Source organism: Duganella sp. SG902 (genome assembly GCF_013376005.1).
GTDB lineage: Bacteria > Pseudomonadota > Gammaproteobacteria > Burkholderiales > Burkholderiaceae_D > Rugamonas.
The window spans coordinates 355,064-370,254 of the sequence record NZ_JABMJK010000003.1 but is presented as its reverse complement, the minus strand read 5'-3'; the positions used below and the strand labels follow the sequence as shown (position 1 = coordinate 370,254).

At 65.4% G+C, this 15,191-nt stretch carries 13 protein-coding genes; 10 read left to right on the top strand and 3 right to left on the bottom strand.

Annotation, left to right across the window (positions count from 1 at the left end):
- Positions 1-156 (bottom strand): lipoprotein, encoded by a 156-nt coding sequence (locus FHW83_RS30645; RefSeq protein ID WP_373997180.1) that lies wholly within the window; start codon positions 154-156, stop codon positions 1-3.
- 43 nt (positions 157-199) lie between these two features.
- Between FHW83_RS30645 and cyaY the strand changes: the two genes are divergently transcribed.
- Positions 200-529: an iron donor protein CyaY gene (gene cyaY, locus FHW83_RS08270; RefSeq protein WP_176645884.1), complete on the top strand. Its 330-nt coding sequence runs from the start codon at positions 200-202 to the stop codon at positions 527-529.
- A gap of 89 nt (positions 530-618) precedes the next feature.
- On the opposite strand, the gene FHW83_RS08265 is transcribed toward cyaY, so the two are convergent.
- Positions 619-2,967: a penicillin-binding protein 1A gene (locus FHW83_RS08265; RefSeq protein ID WP_176645883.1), complete on the bottom strand. Its 2,349-nt coding sequence runs from the start codon at positions 2,965-2,967 to the stop codon at positions 619-621.
- Positions 2,968-3,296: 329 nt separating this feature from the next.
- On the opposite strand from FHW83_RS08265, the gene FHW83_RS08260 reads away from it, so the two are divergent.
- From FHW83_RS08260 to FHW83_RS08220, 9 genes are all read left to right on the top strand, one after another.
- Positions 3,297-4,373 (top strand): pilus assembly protein PilM, encoded by a 1,077-nt coding sequence (locus FHW83_RS08260; protein ID WP_176645882.1) that lies wholly within the window; start codon positions 3,297-3,299, stop codon positions 4,371-4,373.
- On the top strand, positions 4,373-5,032 hold the full coding sequence (locus FHW83_RS08255; RefSeq protein ID WP_176645881.1) for a PilN domain-containing protein: 660 nt from the start codon (positions 4,373-4,375) through the stop codon (positions 5,030-5,032). The genes FHW83_RS08260 and FHW83_RS08255 overlap by 1 nt, the downstream gene beginning before the upstream one ends.
- Positions 5,033-5,043: 11 nt before the next feature.
- Complete coding sequence (locus FHW83_RS08250; RefSeq protein ID WP_176645880.1) at positions 5,044-5,718, top strand: type 4a pilus biogenesis protein PilO; 675 nt, start codon at positions 5,044-5,046, stop codon at positions 5,716-5,718.
- Entirely contained in the window at positions 5,715-6,257 is a 543-nt protein-coding gene (locus FHW83_RS08245; RefSeq protein WP_176645879.1) for a pilus assembly protein PilP, read from the top strand. The genes FHW83_RS08250 and FHW83_RS08245 overlap by 4 nt, the downstream gene beginning before the upstream one ends.
- Positions 6,254-8,443 (top strand): type IV pilus secretin PilQ, encoded by a 2,190-nt coding sequence (gene pilQ / locus FHW83_RS08240; RefSeq protein WP_176645878.1) that lies wholly within the window; start codon positions 6,254-6,256, stop codon positions 8,441-8,443. The genes FHW83_RS08245 and pilQ overlap by 4 nt, the downstream gene beginning before the upstream one ends.
- Positions 8,444-8,471: 28 nt before the next feature.
- Positions 8,472-10,649, top strand: coding sequence for an Ig-like domain-containing protein (locus FHW83_RS08235; protein WP_176645877.1), 2,178 nt, complete (start codon positions 8,472-8,474; stop codon positions 10,647-10,649).
- 14 nt (positions 10,650-10,663) lie between these two features.
- Positions 10,664-12,307, top strand: a complete 1,644-nt coding sequence (aroKB, locus tag FHW83_RS08230; RefSeq protein WP_176645876.1) for a bifunctional shikimate kinase/3-dehydroquinate synthase AroKB — start codon at positions 10,664-10,666, stop codon at positions 12,305-12,307.
- A gap of 6 nt (positions 12,308-12,313) precedes the next feature.
- On the top strand, positions 12,314-13,450 hold the full coding sequence (locus FHW83_RS08225) for a deoxyguanosinetriphosphate triphosphohydrolase (protein WP_176645875.1): 1,137 nt from the start codon (positions 12,314-12,316) through the stop codon (positions 13,448-13,450).
- A gap of 82 nt (positions 13,451-13,532) precedes the next feature.
- Positions 13,533-14,060, top strand: a complete 528-nt coding sequence (locus FHW83_RS08220; protein WP_176645874.1) for an apolipoprotein A1/A4/E family protein — start codon at positions 13,533-13,535, stop codon at positions 14,058-14,060.
- On the opposite strand, the gene mutY is transcribed toward FHW83_RS08220, so the two are convergent.
- A complete protein-coding gene (mutY, locus tag FHW83_RS08215) occupies positions 14,057-15,187 on the bottom strand; it encodes an A/G-specific adenine glycosylase (protein WP_176645873.1) in 1,131 nt (376 codons plus the stop codon). The genes FHW83_RS08220 and mutY overlap by 4 nt on opposite strands.
- Positions 15,188-15,191 lie beyond the last annotated feature (4 nt).

The window sequence follows — 15,191 nt, the reverse complement described above, 5'->3', positions numbered from 1 at the left end:
TTATTGTTGAGGGGCGGCGGGTTCAGAAGTCGGTGCAGGGGCGGTGCCGCTCTTGGCAGGCTTGGCCGCTGGAGGCTTGGGCAGGTACAGGGGGCCGGGTTGGCCGCAGCCGCTCAGCAATACGCTCAGGATAATCAAACGGAGAGAGGACTTCACGATAAAATCACGGTTTATTTGAGATCAGATACTGGAGTGTAGCATGGGCGAATCAGAATTCCTGGCGCAGGCGGAAGCCGCGCTGGATGCCATCGAGGCGGCGCTGGACCGTTTGAACGACGAGGACGTGGTCGACGTCGAGTGCAGCCGCAGCGGCAATGTGCTGGAAATCGAATTTCTCGACAACGGCAGCAAGATCATCGTCAACAGCCAGGCGGCGATGAAGGAGCTGTGGGTGGCCTCGCGCTCGGGCGGCTACCACTACAAGCAGGTCGACGGCCAGTGGATCAACGGCCGCGACAACACCGAGCTGTACGCCTCGCTGTCCGAGATGGTCTCGGCCCAGGGCGGCGCCAAGGTCCAGCTCCGCTAATACGTCATTCCCGCGCAGGCGGGAATCCATGCTGAATATGCAAGACCAGCGTTCTATGGATTCCCGCCTGCGCGGGAATGACGGCAGCGCTAAAACAGCTCGTTCTTCACGGCGTCCTTGGCCTTTTCCTCGGCCGGAGTGCCGTGCCCCGGCGCGTCGAGGTTGTTGACCCCCGCGCCCGGCGGATTCTCCGCATAGTAGTACTCATCGCCCACCAGCATCACGCCTTCCGGCACCGCGCGTTCCTCGATCGGGATATTCTTCAGCGCCTTCTGCATATAGCCGATCCAGATCGGCAGCGCCAGGCCGCCGCCGGTCTCGCGGTTGCCCAGGTTCTTCGGCTGGTCGTAGCCGATCCACGCAATGCCCACCAGCTTGGCCTGATAGCCCGCGAACCACGCATCGATCGAATCATTGGTGGTGCCAGTCTTGCCCGCAATATCAGGACGCTTGAGCACCAGCGCCTTGGTGGCCGTGCCGAAGCGCACCACGTCCTTCATCATGGAGTCCATCAGGAAGGCGTTGCGCTCGTCGATCACGCGGTTCTTCTCGTCGCCGGCCATGTCCGGATGGGCCTGCGACAGGATCTTGCCGTCGGCGTCGGTCACCTTGGAGATCAGGTAGGGGCTGACCTTGTAGCCGCCGTTGGCGAACACCGCGTAGGCGCCGGCCATCTGCAGCGGCGTCACGTTGCCCGCGCCCAGCGCCAGCGTCAGGTAGGGCGGGTTCTTGTCGGCGTCGAAGCCGAAGCGGGTCGCGTATTCCTGGCCGTACTTGGCGCCGATGCGGTGCAGGATGCGGATCGAGATCATGTTCTTGGACTTGGTCAGGCCCTTGCGCATGGTCATCGGGCCTTCATACTTGCCGTCGTAGTTCTTCGGCTCCCACGCCTGGCCGCCGGTCTGGCCGGCGTCGAACGAGATCGGCGCGTCGTTGATCACGGTGCCCGGCGACAGGCCGCGCTCCAGCGAGGCCGAGTAGATGAAGGGCTTGAACGACGAGCCCGGCTGGCGCCAGGCCTGGGTCACGTGGTTGAACTTGTTGCGGTTGTAGTCGAAGCCGCCCACCAGCGCCTTGATCGCGCCGTCGGTGGTGCTGGCCGCCACGAACGCCGACTCGATTTCCGGCATCTGCGCCACCAGCCAGTCTTTGCCTTCCTGCATCACGCGGATCACGGCGCCACGGCGGATGCGCTTGTTCGGCGGGTTCTTGTCCGACAGCCACGAGCGGCCCATCTCCAGGCCGGCGCCGGCAATCTTGATCTCCTCGCCCGAGGCGGTGACGGCGGTGATCAGCTGCGGCGTGGCCTGCAGCACCACGGCGGCGATGATGTCGTCGTTGTCCGGATGCTCGGCCAGCACGGTCTCGATGGCGTCGTCGGCGTCCTCCTTGTTGGCCGGAATGTCGATGTAGGCCTCCGGGCCGCGATACGCGTGGCGCCGCTCGTAATCCATCACGCCCTTGCGCAACGCCAGGTAGGCGGCGTCCTGGTCGGCCTTGGTGATGGTGGTGAACACGTTCAGGCCGCGGGTGTAGGTGTCCTCCTTGAACTGCTCGTACACCAGCTGGCGGGCCAGCTCGGCCACGTACTCGGCGTGCACGCCGAACTCGCTGCTGTCGGTCTTGACCTTGAGCTCCTCGGCCTTGGCGGTTTCATACTGCTTGTCGCTGATGTAGCCCAACTCGTGCATGCGTTGCAGGATGTACTGTTGACGGGTGCGGGCGCGCTTGGGGTTCACCACCGGGTTGTAGGCCGACGGCGCTTTCGGCAGGCCGGCCAGCATGGCCGCCTCGGCGATGCTGATGTCGCGCAGGTTCTTGCCGAAATAGATTTGCGCGGCGGACGAGAAGCCATACGCGCGCTGGCCCAGGTAGATCTGGTTCATGTAGACCTCGAGGATCTGGTCCTTGCTCAGATTCTTCTCGATCTTCCACGCCAGCAGCATCTCGTAGACCTTGCGCTTGATGGTCTGTTCGCTGGACAGGAAGAAGTTGCGCGCCACCTGCTGGGTGATGGTGGAGGCGCCCTGGCGGCCGCCGCCGCCCACGGCGTTGTGCACGGCGGCGCGCAGGATGCCGGTGTAGTCGACCCCGCCGTGCTCGTAGAAGCGGTCGTCCTCGATCGCCAGCACCGCCTTCTTCATCACGTCCGGGATGTCCTTGATGCGCACCAGGTTGCGGCGCTCCTCGCCGAATTCGCCGATCAGGACGTTGTCGGCCGAGAAGATGCGCAGCGGCATCTTGGGCCGGTAGTCGGTCAGGGTGTCGAGCTCAGGCAGGTTGGGGTAGGCCATGGCCAGGCCGAACACCACCAGCAGCACGCCGGTCAGGCCCAGTCCGGCGATGGACAGGCCGGCCATCCACAGGAAGCGGGAGCCTTTGCCCGGCTTTTTCCCGGGCGGGTTCGAGGAGGGAGGAGTGGTATCGGAAGAGGCCATGCGGTCGGATCGTTTCGGTTGATTATGCGAGCCATTATAAGCGAGCCGCGCACCGTACCCTACGGCAGGAATATTTCCGCGTGACCAACAAAACAACTCAGTTGTTTTGTTGCTTACGGCGCCGAAAAAAGTGTGGCGAAACCCTCACACCACGGCAATTGTGCACAGTAGAAATACCTTTACACTTATATAGACCCGTTTTAATGTACAGGCTGATATAAGCCTTCTAAACGCTGGTTTTCAAACGAGTTTCCTTTTATGCAAACAGTTCGACATTGTGTTCGGATGTACTGCAGGGTGGGCGCCAGCCATGGCGCCGGAGGGCTCGTATGATCGATCTGAAGGCCCTGCTGGGCCAGGGCAACCCGCCGCTGGTGGGTATCGATATCTCCACCTCCAGCGTCCGGCTGGTGGAGCTGGTGCAGGGCGCCAAGGGCGAGGTCCGGCTGGAACGCTACGCCGCCGAGCCGCTGCCGCGCAACGCCGTCACCGACGGCAATATCGAGAACATGGACCAGGTGGTGGAAGCCGTGCGCCGGGTCTGGAAAAAGAGCGGCACCCGCGCCAAACACGCCGCGCTGGGCATGCCGCCCGCCTCGGTGATCACCAAAAAGATCATCCTGCCGGCCGGCCTGCCGGAAGACCAGCTGGAAGTGCAGGTCGAGTCCGAGGCCAGCCAGTACATCCCGTTCGCGCTCGACGAGGTCAGCCTCGATTTCGACGTGATCGGCCCGGCCGCCAACTCGGCCGACGACATCGAGGTCATGCTGGCCGCCTCGCGCCGCGAGAAGGTCGAGGACCGGGTGGCGATCGCCGAGGCGTCCGGCCTCAAGGCGACCGTGATGGACATCGAGTCGTACGCCGCCCGCGCCGCGCTCGACCGCGTGATCGCGCAGCTGCCCGAAGGCGGCGCCGGCCAGGTCATCGCCCTGTTCCAGATCGGCGCCCTGGTCACCCACATTTCCGTGATGCTGGACGGCGTGACCGTATACGAGCGCGAGCAGCCGTTTGGCGGCAACACCCTGACGCAGGACATCGTGCGCAGCTATGGCCTGTCGTTCGACGAGGCCGAGGCGCGCAAGAAAAGCGGCGACCTGCCCGACAATTACCATGCCGAGCTGCTCACGCCCTTCCTGGAAAGCGCCGCGCTGGAAGTCACGCGCGCCATCCAGTTCTTCTACACCTCCACCCCCTACACCCGGGTCGACCAGTTGTTCCTGGCCGGCGGCTGCGCCCTGATCCCCGGCCTGCTGGACCTGGTGGCCAGCCGCACGCGCATTTCCAGTGCGGTGATCTCGCCGTTCAAGGGCATGACGCTGGGGCCGTCGGTGCGCGAATCGCAGCTGCGCCTCGACGCGCCGGCCTACCTGGTCGCCTGCGGCCTGGCCCTGCGGAGGTTCGACTGATGATACGCATCAACCTGCTGCCGCACCGCGAGGAAAAGCGCAAGCAAAAGAAGGCCGCCTTCTTCGCCTTGCTGGCGCTGGGCGGCGTGGTGGGCGTGGGCATCGTGCTGCTGGTCGGCGGCTACAACGCGCGCGCCATCTCGATCCAGGAGCAGCGCAACCAGGTGCTGAAGACCGCCATCGTCGGCCTCGACAAGAAAATCGCCGAGATCGCCACCCTCAAGCAGGAGATCGAGGCGCTGAAAGCGCGCCAGCAGGCGGTGGAGGATTTGCAGGGCGACCGCAACCAGCCGGTCTACCTGCTCGATGAGCTGGTCCGGCAGACCCCGCCGGGCGTGTATCTCAAGGCCTTCCGCCAGGATGGGCAGAAAGTCGCGGTCAACGGTTACGCGCAGTCGCAGGAGCGGGTGTCGGAGTTCCTGCGCAATCTGGCCGGCGTGTCGCCGTGGCTGGAGCGGCCCGATCTGATCGAGGTGAAGTCGACCGGGCTGGGGCAGGGCAAGACCGCCAGGAAAGTGGTGGAGTTCAACCTCAACGTCAAGATCAAGCGCCCGCGCGACAAGGACAAGCCGGAAGAGGGCGCCAAGGGCAAGCCGCCGGGCGGCGCGCCGCCCGCCCCGTCCACGCCAGCCGCCGGCCTGCCGCCGGCCCACGCCTAGGAAGCGACGCCATGGCCAAGGCTAACCTCGACCTCAATCTGCTGTTCGCGCAATTCGCCGACCAGTTCCGCGACCTCAACGGCCGCCACCCCGGCCAGTGGCCGCTGGCGCCGCGCGTGCTGTGCGCGGTGGGCGTGACGGCGGCGGTGTGCGCGGCCGGCTACTTCGGCTACTGGAGCTCGCAGTTCGAGGAGCAAGAGGCCGGCGCGCTGCGGGAAACCAAGCTGCGCGACGAATACAAGATCAAGACCGCGCAGGCCATCAACCTGGACGCGCTGCGCGCGCAGAAGGCCCAGGTCGACCAGTACGTGGACCGCCTGCAGAAGCAGCTGCCCAGCAAGGCCGAGATGGCCGCGCTGCTGACCGACATCAACCAGGCCGGCGCCGGCCGCGGCCTGCAGTTCGAGCTGTTCAAGCCGCAGCAGGAGGTGGTCAAGGATTACTACGCCGAGGTGCCGATCGACATCAAGATCACCGGCAGCTACCACGACGTCGGCGCCTTCACCGGCGACATCGCCAACCTGCCGCGCATCGTCACGCTCAACAACCTGGCGCTGAGCACCGGCAAGGATGGCGCGCTGACGCTGGAGGCGGTGGCCAAGACCTTCCGCTACCTCGATCCGGAGGAGGTGGCCGCGCAGCGCAAGGCCGCCGCCGACAAGAAGAAGGCGGCCAAAAAATCATGAAAACGCTGCTCCTCCCCACCCTGATGGCGCTGACGCTGCTGGCCGGCTGCGGCGACAGCGACGTGCAGGAAGTGCGCACCTGGATGAAGCAGGTCGACGCCCAAACCAAGGTCCAGGTGCCGCCGCTGGCCGAGCCCAAGACCTTCATCCCCTTCGCCTACCAGCACAAGGACGAGTTGGATCCGTTCAATCCCAGCAAGCTGCTGGCCGAGCTGGCCAAGCAGGCGGCGCAGGCCGGCGCCAGCGGGCTGCGGCCCGACACCGCGCGCCGCAAGGAATTGCTGGAGACCTATCCGCTCGACACCATCAAGATGGTCGGCACCATCGAGAAGAAAGGCGTGATCCACGCCGTGCTGCAGGTCGACCGCGCCGTGCACCAGGTGGTGGTGGGGCAGCACCTTGGCCAGAACTATGGCCGCATCACCAGCATCGACGAGAACTCTGTCACCCTCAAGGAAATCGTCCAGGACGCCACCGGCGACTGGGTCGAGCGCCAGTCCCGGTTGGAACTGCAGGAAAGCAAGGAGAACACCAAATGACCGCTCATCACACGGCCCGGCGCGCCTTGGCCGCCGCCACTTGGGCGCTGGCCTTGCAATTCGCCTGCGGCGCCCAGGCGCAGACCAGCGAGCCCGCCGCCACCGCCGCGACCCCGGCGCCCGCCGTCAACGCCATCGAATCGATCACCGCCAACCAGCAGGGCGCCAACCTGATCGTCAAGATCGGCTTGCGCAACGCGCCCGACAAGCTGCCGATCAACTTCGCCATCACCAATCCGCCGCGCATCGCGCTCGACTTCGGCGCCACCGTCAACGCCACCGGCAAGACCGTGCAGGAACTCAATCAGGGCGACCTGCGCGGCGTCAACGTGGTGCAGGCCGGCGAGCGCTCGCGCCTGGTGTTCAACCTGAAACGCACGCTCAACTACGCCACCGCCATCGACGGCAAATCGGTGATCCTGACCATCGACGGTTCCGGCGGCGTGGCCACGGCGGTCGACGCCAGCGGCCTGCCGGTGGCCAGGGCCGCCACCGCGCCGGCCGGCAAACAACTGCTGCGCGACCTGGACTTCCGCCGCGGCGCCAACGGCGAGGGCCGGGTGGTGGTAGACCTGCCCAACAACCAGGTGGCGGTGGACGTGCGCCAGACGCCGACCGGGGTGCTGGTCGATTTCCTCAAGACCGGGGTGCCGGACAACCTGCGCCGTCGGCTGGACGTGGGCGACTTCGGCACGCCGGTGTCGCTGGTCACCACCGTGCCGCAGGGCGAGAACACGCGCCTGATCATCGAGGCGCGCGGCCTGTGGGAGCAGACCGTGTACCAGAGCGACACCCAGCTGGTGGTGGACGTCAAGCCGATCAAGGAGGACCCCAACAAGCTCACCCAGGGCTCGCAGGGTTATCGCGGCGAGAAGCTGTCCTTCAATTTCCAGAACGTCGAGGTGCGCGCGGCGCTGCAGGCGATCGCCGACATCTCCGGCCTCAACATCATCACCAGCGACAGCGTGGCCGGCAACCTGACCCTGCGCCTGAAGGAAGTACCGTGGGACCAGGCGCTGGACGTGATCCTGCAGGCCAAGAACCTGGACATGCGCAAGAACGGCTCGGTGATCTGGATCGCGCCGAAGGAGGAATTGCTGACCAAGGAAAAACTCGAGCTGGAGCAGAAGGCCCAGATCGCCGACCTGGAGCCCCTGAAGTCGGAAATCTTCCAGCTCAACTATCAGAAGGCCGAATCGTTCAAGACCGTGTTCGGGCTGGAGGGCGGCGACGCCAAGAACCGCATCCTGTCCAAGCGCGGCAGCGCCATCATCGAGCCGCGCACCAACCAGCTGTTCGTGACCGACATCGCCTCCAAGCTGGAGGACGTGCGGCGCCTGATCGCCAAGACCGACGTCGCCACCAAGCAGGTGCTGATCGAGGCGCGCATCGTCGAGGCCAGCGACACCTTCACCCGCAACCTCGGCGCCAAGCTCGGCTTCACCGACCTGCGCACCATCCGCGGCGGCGACGCCGGCTACCAGCTCGGCAACGGCAACACCCGCATCGGCATCGCCGGCAACATGACCGGCATCGGCGAGGTGACCGGCCAGGTCAAGCTGACCGACTCCACCTACAACAACACCCAGTTCGTCAACCTGCCGGCCTCCAACATCAACGGCACCCAGGCCGGCAACCTGGCGATCAGCCTGTTCTCGTCCGCCGCCAACCGCTTCCTCAACCTGGAACTGTCGGCGCTGGAGGAGGATGGCACCGGCAAGATCATCTCCAGCCCGCGCGTGATCACCGCCGACAAGGCGATGGCGCTGATCGAGCAGGGCATCGAGCTGCCGTACCAGGTGGCCACCAGCAGCGGCGCCACCTCCATCATGTTCCGCAAGGCCAACCTGCGGCTGGAGGTGACGCCGCAGATCACGCCGGACGGCAACGTCGTCATCGACGTCGACGTCAACAAGGACAGCGTGGGCCAGGAAACCCGCTCCGGCTTCGCCATCGACACCAAGCACGTCAAGACGCAGGTGATGGTCGACAACGGCGGCACCGTGGTGCTGGGCGGCATCTACCAGCAGACCGAGCGCAGCACCACCGACAAGGTGCCGCTGCTGGGCGACGTGCCGGTGCTGGGCTATCTGTTCCGCAGCAACACGCGCACCAACGACAAGACCGAGCTGCTGGTGTTTATCACGCCGAAGATCGTGGCCGACCGCCTGTCCACGACCCGGTAATGTGTTCCACTTGAATGGGATGTGCCTCATGAAAAAGTTCTCTGCATGGCTGACCGCGCTGGCCTGTGCCACCTTGTTTTCCGCCTGCGGCGGTGGCGGCGGCTCGCCCGGCACCAATGCCAACGGCGTGGCGCCGTCCAAGGCCGCCAGCGTCACCCTGACCGCCAGCGCCACCACCATCGCCTCGTCCGGCCTGGACGGCACCGAGGTGACGCTGATCGCCATCGTCAAGGATAGCGGCGGCAACGCCCTGGCCGGCGAGACGGTGTCGTTCACCGCCAGCTCCGGCACCATCAGCAGCACCAACCGCGTGACCGACACCGCCGGCCAGGTGAGCGAAAAGCTCAGCGTCAAGGGCGACAGCACGCCGCGCAAGATCACCATCACCGCCAAGGCCGGCAACGCCACCTCGGCGCCCATCACGGTGGATGTGGTGAGCGCGGTGCCGACGTTGTCGCTGACCACCGATTCCGGCACGCTGGCCTCGGCCGGCACGGCCGGTAACGAGGTCACCGTCACCGCGCTGGTGCGCGACGCCAACAACACCGTCATGCCGAACGTGACCGTGGACCTGAAGTCCGACTCCGGCAGCCTGTCGCTGACCAACCTCGTCACCAACGCCCAGGGCATCGTGACCGAGAAGCTGGGCACCGGCGGCGACCCCACCTCGCGCCTCATCAAGATCACCGCCACCGTGCCGGGGGCGGCGCCGGTGACCGCCATCGTCACGGTCAGCGGCAACAAGCTGACCATCAACGCGGCGCCGACCATCAACGCCGGCGCCAGCGCCGATGTGACCGTCAAGCTGGTCGATTCGGCCGGCAACGCGCTGGTCGGCAAGCCGGTGACGTTCAGCTCCAACGCCAACTCGCTGACCGTGAAAGGCGGCGGCGCGGCCGTCACCAACGCCGGCGGCCAGCTGGTGCTGACCTATGCCGCCAGCGGCGGCACGGCCGACGTGATCACGGTGAAATCGATGGGCGAGATCGCCTCCGCCGGGATCGCGATCAACTCGTCCACCTTCGCCATCCGCGTGCTGGACGGCGGCGGCAATGTGGAAACCACGGCGCCGATCGGCGGCTGCCAGCAGGTGGCGGTGACCAACGCCCCGGGCGCCAGCGTCACCATCAGCAGCTCGCGCGGCACGGTCTACAGCGACGCCGCCTGCGGCACGCCGCTGAGCGGCGCCCTGGCCCTGTCCGGCGGCGCCGCCAGCGCCTACGTCAACGCCACCAGCCCGGGCGTGGCCACGCTGACCGCCAACGCCAGCGGCCAGACCACCCAGACCGACCTGGAGTTCGTGGCGCCGGTCACCAACCTGACCACCATCAGCGTGCAGGCCGATCCGGCCGTGGTGGGCGTCAACACCCCGGGCAGCACCAGCCAGCAAACCACGCTGCGCGCCATCGTGCGCGACGGCACGGCGCAGAACAACCTGGTCAAGAACGCCACCGTGGCCTTCTCCATCATCAGCGACCCGAGCGGCGGCACCCTGACCCAGCCGGCCGTGGTCACCACCGGCTCGGATGGCGTGGCCACCACCAGCTTCATCGCCGGCACCGCCGCCACCGCGACCGACGGCGTGCAGATCCAGGCCAAGCTGATCGGCGGCTCCGGTCCCACCGCCATCGCCAAGCTGACGGTGGGCGCCAAGTCGCTGTTCATCAGCGCCGGCACCGGCAACACCGTCGGCGTCCCCAGCAGCGCCACCTACCAGATGGATTACGCGGTGATCGTCACCGACGCCGCCGGCAACGCGGTATCGGGCATCAAGCTGACCGCGTCGGTGCTGCCGGTGAAGTACTTCAAGGGCTACCTGGGCTATACCGCGCCGACCGGCCCGTGGGAGCCGCGCGCGCGCGTCGGCTGCAACAACGAGGACGTCAACAGCAACGGCATCCTGGATGCGGGCGAGGATTTCAACGGCAACGGCGTGCTGGATCCGGGCATTCCGGTCACCGTCACACCGAGCGTGACCACCGACGCCAGCGGCCGCGCCATGGTCTCGCTGGTCTATCCGAAGGACCGGGTTTACTGGTTGGATGTGAACCTGACGATACGCGGCCAGGCCAGCGGCACGGAGGCCAGCTACACCTCTCTGGTACACTTGATGGGATTGAGCACTGATTACGGCTCCCAGAACGTCAGCCCGCCGGGCCTCAACAGTCCTTACGGGACGTCTACGGAGTGCAGTAACACACTATAAAACTTGGATGTTGAATGCAGAATGTGTTTCTAGTCGGCCTGATGGGGGCGGGAAAAACCACCATCGGCCGCATCCTGGCGCGCAAGCTGGGGTTGAAGTTTGTGGATTCCGACCACGAGATCGAGGCGCGCACCGGCGCCTCGATCCCGTGGATCTTTGAAATCGAGGGCGAGGCCAGCTTCCGCCGCCGCGAGGCCGACGTCATCCGTGAACTGACCGCGCAGAGCGGCCTGGTGCTGGCCACCGGCGGCGGCGCCATCCTCAACGCCGACAACCGCGCCTTCCTCAAGGCGCGCGGCACCGTGATTTACCTGCGCGCCAGCGTCCACAGCATCCTGCAGCGCACCGCGCACGACAAGAACCGTCCGTTGTTGCAAACCGCCGATCCGCGCAAGAAGCTGGAGGAATTGATGGCGGTGCGCGATCCCTTGTACATGGAAATTGCCGATCTGATCATCGATACCGGCCGTCCTAACGTACAATCGATGGTTCAGACCATCCTGACCCAGTTGGACACGCTGGCGTGCGAAGCCGCGCCCAACTGCGTCGCCCACGCCGAACCATCGATGAACGAACAATCCAACATCCTGCTAAACGTAGACCTGGGCGAGCGCAGCTACCCGATTTCCATCGGCCCGGACTTGCTGAACGACGGCGCGCTGCTGGCGCGCTACGTCACCGGCGCCAAGGTCGCCATCGTCAGCAACACCACCGTGGCGCCGCTGTACCTGGCGCGCATCGAGGCCGGCCTGCGTAATGCCGGCAAGCAAGTCACGACCGTGATCCTGCCGGACGGCGAGGAGCACAAGAACTGGTCCAGCCTGATGGCGATCTTCGACAAGCTGCTGGAGACCAAGGCCGACCGCAAGACCACGCTGATCGCGCTGGGCGGCGGCGTGATCGGCGACCTGACCGGCTACGCGGCCGCCAGCTATATGCGCGGCGTCGACTTCATCCAGGTGCCGACCACCCTGCTGTCGCAGGTCGATTCCTCGGTGGGCGGCAAGACCGGCATCAACCACCCGCTGGGCAAGAACATGATCGGCGCCTTCTACCAGCCGCGCGCGGTGATCGCCGATACTTCCACGCTGGAAACCCTGCCGGAGCGCGAGCTGTCGGCCGGCCTGGCGGAAGTGATCAAGTACGGCGCCGTGATCGACCTGCCGTTCTTCGAATGGATCGAGGCGAACATTGAAAAGCTGATGGCGCGCGACAAGGGCGCGCTGGCCTACGCCATCGCCCGCTCGTGCGAAATCAAGGCCGACGTGGTGCGCCAGGACGAGCGCGAGGGCGGCCTGCGCGCCATCCTCAACTTCGGCCACACCTTCGGCCACGCCATCGAGGCGGGCATGGGCTATGGCGCCTGGCTGCACGGCGAGGCGGTGGGCTGCGGCGTGGTGATGGCGGCCGACCTGTCGCAGCGCATGGGCCTGGTCGACGCGGCCACCGTGGCGCGCGTGCGCAAGCTGGTGGCCGCCGCCGGCCTGCCGGTCAAGGCGCCCGACCTGGGCGTGGCCAAGTGGCTGGAGGCGATGGAGGTCGACAAGAAGAACGAGGGCGGCGCCATCAAGTTCATCCTGATGAATCCGCTGGGTTCGCCGAAGATCACCAACGCGCCGCACGAGCTGCTGCTGGCGACGCTGGCCGCCTGCGTGTAATCGGCCATGACGCCGGAACAATTCCTCGCGCCCTACGCCGCCCATTCCGAAGGCGGCATCGGCCGGCGTCATCCGGAAACCGCGCACGTGTCGCGCAGCCAGTTCCAGCGCGACCGCGACCGCATCATCCACTCCTCGGCGTTCCGCCGGCTGGAGTACAAGACCCAGGTGTTCCTCAACCACGAGGGCGATCTGTTCCGCACCCGGCTCACGCACAGCCTGGAGGTGGCGCAGATCGGCCGCTCGCTGGCGCGCAACCTGCGCCTGAACGAGGATCTGGTGGAGGCGATCTCGCTCGCGCACGACCTCGGCCACACGCCGTTCGGCCACGTCGGCCAGGACGTGCTCAACGAGTGCATGAAGGATTACGGCGGCTTCGAGCACAACCTGCAAAGCCTGCGCGTGGTCGACGAGCTGGAGGAGCACTACGGCGCCTATGACGGCCTCAACCTGATGTTCGAAACGCGCGAGGGCATCCTCAAGCACTGCTCGCTGAACAACGCCAAGTTGTTGGGGCCGGTGGCGCAGCGCTTCATCGACCGTACCCAGCCGTCGCTGGAGGCGCAGCTGACCAATCTCGCGGACGAGATCGCCTACAACAGCCACGACATCGACGACGGCCTGCGTTCCGGCCTGATCACCATCGAGCAGCTGGAGCAGGTGGATTTCTTCGCGCGCCTGTGGCGTGACGTGCAGCAGGCCTTCCCCGGCCTGTCCGGCCGCCGCGCGATCTACGAAACCCTGCGCCGCCTGATCACCGCGCTGGCGGACGACCTGATCGCCACCTCGAGCGCGCGCATCGCCGAGGCCGCGCCGCGCAATATTGACGACGTGCGCCACGCGCCGCCATTGATCCGCTTCTCGGACGGCATGCGCAAGGACGCGACCGAGCTCAAGCGCTTCCTGCACGCGAACCTCTACCGGCACTACAAGGTCAACCGCATGCGCGTGAAGGCCAGCCGCATCGTGCGCGAATTGTTCGAGGCCTTCATGTCCGAGCCGGTGCTGCTGCCGCCGGATTATCAGGACAAGTCCGGCGACGTGAACAAGCAGGCGCGCAAGATCGCCGACTACATCGCCGGCATGACCGACCGCTACGCCATCCGCGAACACCGCCGCCTGTTCTCGCTGGACGAGCTTTGATCCGGCTCAAGCCATATCGTCATTGCTCAGCTTGACCCATTCCCGTGCGCGGTGGATGATGAATGAGTGGCAGGAGGAGATCATGGACCCGCAAATTGTTGAACGAGTGAGTACGCTGGAGACGGACGTGGCCGTTATCCAGTCCAGTTACGTTCGCAAGGATGAATTTGCCGCGCTGCGCGAGGAAATGGGCGTTGGCTTTGCCGAGGTCAATGCCAAGATCGACACCGTGCATGTCGAGCTGAATAGCAAGTCCGATCAGTTGCGAATCGAAGTCAACGGTAAAATCGAACAGTTGCGCACCGAAGTTAATGGCAAATTTGAGCAGTTGCGTACCGAAGTTAATGGCAAATTTGAGCAGTTGCGTACCGAAGTTAATGGCAAATTCGAGCAGTTGCGTACCGAAGTTAATGGCAAGTTCGAGCAGTTGCGTACCGAAGTGAATGGCAAGTTCGAGCAGTTGCGTACCGAAGTTAATGACAAGTTCGAGCAGTTGCGCGACGAGCTTGATGTCAAACTGAATCGCGCGATCATTATGATGCTGAAGTGGACGTTCGGAGTGCAGATCAGCATCGTGGCACTGGCCGTTGGGGCGATCAAATATCTCTAAAACATGCGCTGCTGTGCGGCATTGTGGTCGCCCAGCAGCTCCAGCAGCAGCTTCTTCACCGGCGCGGGCAGGGCGGCATCAGCGATTTTGCCCGAGTCCAGCCAGACGAAACCGGCCTCGGCGGCCAACGCCAGGCGGCGCGACAAGGTAACGCGGTAGGGCGCGATGTGCAGCTTGTAGTGCGTGAACACATGCGTCACCGGCGACAAGCGTTCGTACGATTCCATCTCGCCAAACTTGCCCACCGCGCGCAGCAGCGCATCGTGATCGGCCTCCGCCACATCGTCGTCCTCGGCCGCCACATGGCCGTCCAACTCCGGCAGCGACAGCAGACCGCCCCAGATGCCGCTGGGCGGACGCTGCTCCAGCAGCACCTGTCCGTCATCGACAATCGCCAGCATCACCGCATGCTTCTCCGGCGTGGCCTTCTTCGGCTTGCGCACCGGCAGCTCCTTGGTGCGACCGGTGTTGAACGCCACGCAGCGCACCTGCATCGGACAACGCTCGCAGGACGGGCTGGAACGCGTGCACAGGGTGGCGCCCATGTCCATCAAGCCCTGCGTGTAAGCTTCGATGCCTTCCTCCGGCAACAGGGCTTCGGCGCGGCGCCACATGGCTTCCTCGGTCTTCTTCTCGCCGGGATAGGTGTCGATGCCGAACACCCGCGCAAACACCCGCTTGACGTTGCCGTCCATGATGGCCGCGCGCCGGCCGCTGGAAAACGCCGCGATCGCCGCCGCCGTCGAGCGGCCGATGCCCGGCAGCTCCGCCAGCAGCAGCGGATCGGAAGGAAACACGCCGTCATACTCGGCCACCACCCGCTGCGCGCACTTGTGCAGATTGCGCGCCCGCGTGTAATAGCCCAGCCCGCTCCATTGCGCCATCACATCCTCCACCGGCGCGGCGGCGAGGTCGCGCAGGGTGGGGAAGCGTTCCAGGAAGCGCGCGTAATAGCCCAGTACCGCCGACACCTGCGTCTGCTGCAGCATGATCTCGGACAGCCACACCAGATAAGCGTCGCGGGTGTTCTGCCACGGCAGCGTGTGACGGCCGTGGACCTTTTGCCAGCCGATCAGGTCGGCCGAAAAACTGGGATCAACAAAATTCTCTGCTGCTACAACTTTCATTCTT

Bases quoted from the DNA above. Each gene is read 5' to 3' on its own strand.
- cyaY (WP_176645884.1), top strand. From the start codon at position 200: ATGGGCGAATCAGAATTCCTGGCGCAGGCGGAAGCCGCGCTGGATGCC.
- FHW83_RS08265 (WP_176645883.1), bottom strand. From the start codon at position 2,967: ATGGCCTCTTCCGATACCACTCCTCCCTCCTCGAACCCGCCCGGGAAA.
- FHW83_RS08260 (WP_176645882.1), top strand. From the start codon at position 3,297: ATGATCGATCTGAAGGCCCTGCTGGGCCAGGGCAACCCGCCGCTGGTG.
- FHW83_RS08255 (WP_176645881.1), top strand. From the start codon at position 4,373: ATGATACGCATCAACCTGCTGCCGCACCGCGAGGAAAAGCGCAAGCAA.
- FHW83_RS08250 (WP_176645880.1), top strand. From the start codon at position 5,044: ATGGCCAAGGCTAACCTCGACCTCAATCTGCTGTTCGCGCAATTCGCC.
- FHW83_RS08245 (WP_176645879.1), top strand. From the start codon at position 5,715: ATGAAAACGCTGCTCCTCCCCACCCTGATGGCGCTGACGCTGCTGGCC.
- pilQ (WP_176645878.1), top strand. From the start codon at position 6,254: ATGACCGCTCATCACACGGCCCGGCGCGCCTTGGCCGCCGCCACTTGG.
- FHW83_RS08235 (WP_176645877.1), top strand. From the start codon at position 8,472: ATGAAAAAGTTCTCTGCATGGCTGACCGCGCTGGCCTGTGCCACCTTG.
- aroKB (WP_176645876.1), top strand. From the start codon at position 10,664: ATGCAGAATGTGTTTCTAGTCGGCCTGATGGGGGCGGGAAAAACCACC.
- FHW83_RS08225 (WP_176645875.1), top strand. From the start codon at position 12,314: ATGACGCCGGAACAATTCCTCGCGCCCTACGCCGCCCATTCCGAAGGC.
- FHW83_RS08220 (WP_176645874.1), top strand. From the start codon at position 13,533: ATGGACCCGCAAATTGTTGAACGAGTGAGTACGCTGGAGACGGACGTG.
- mutY (WP_176645873.1), bottom strand. From the start codon at position 15,187: ATGAAAGTTGTAGCAGCAGAGAATTTTGTTGATCCCAGTTTTTCGGCC.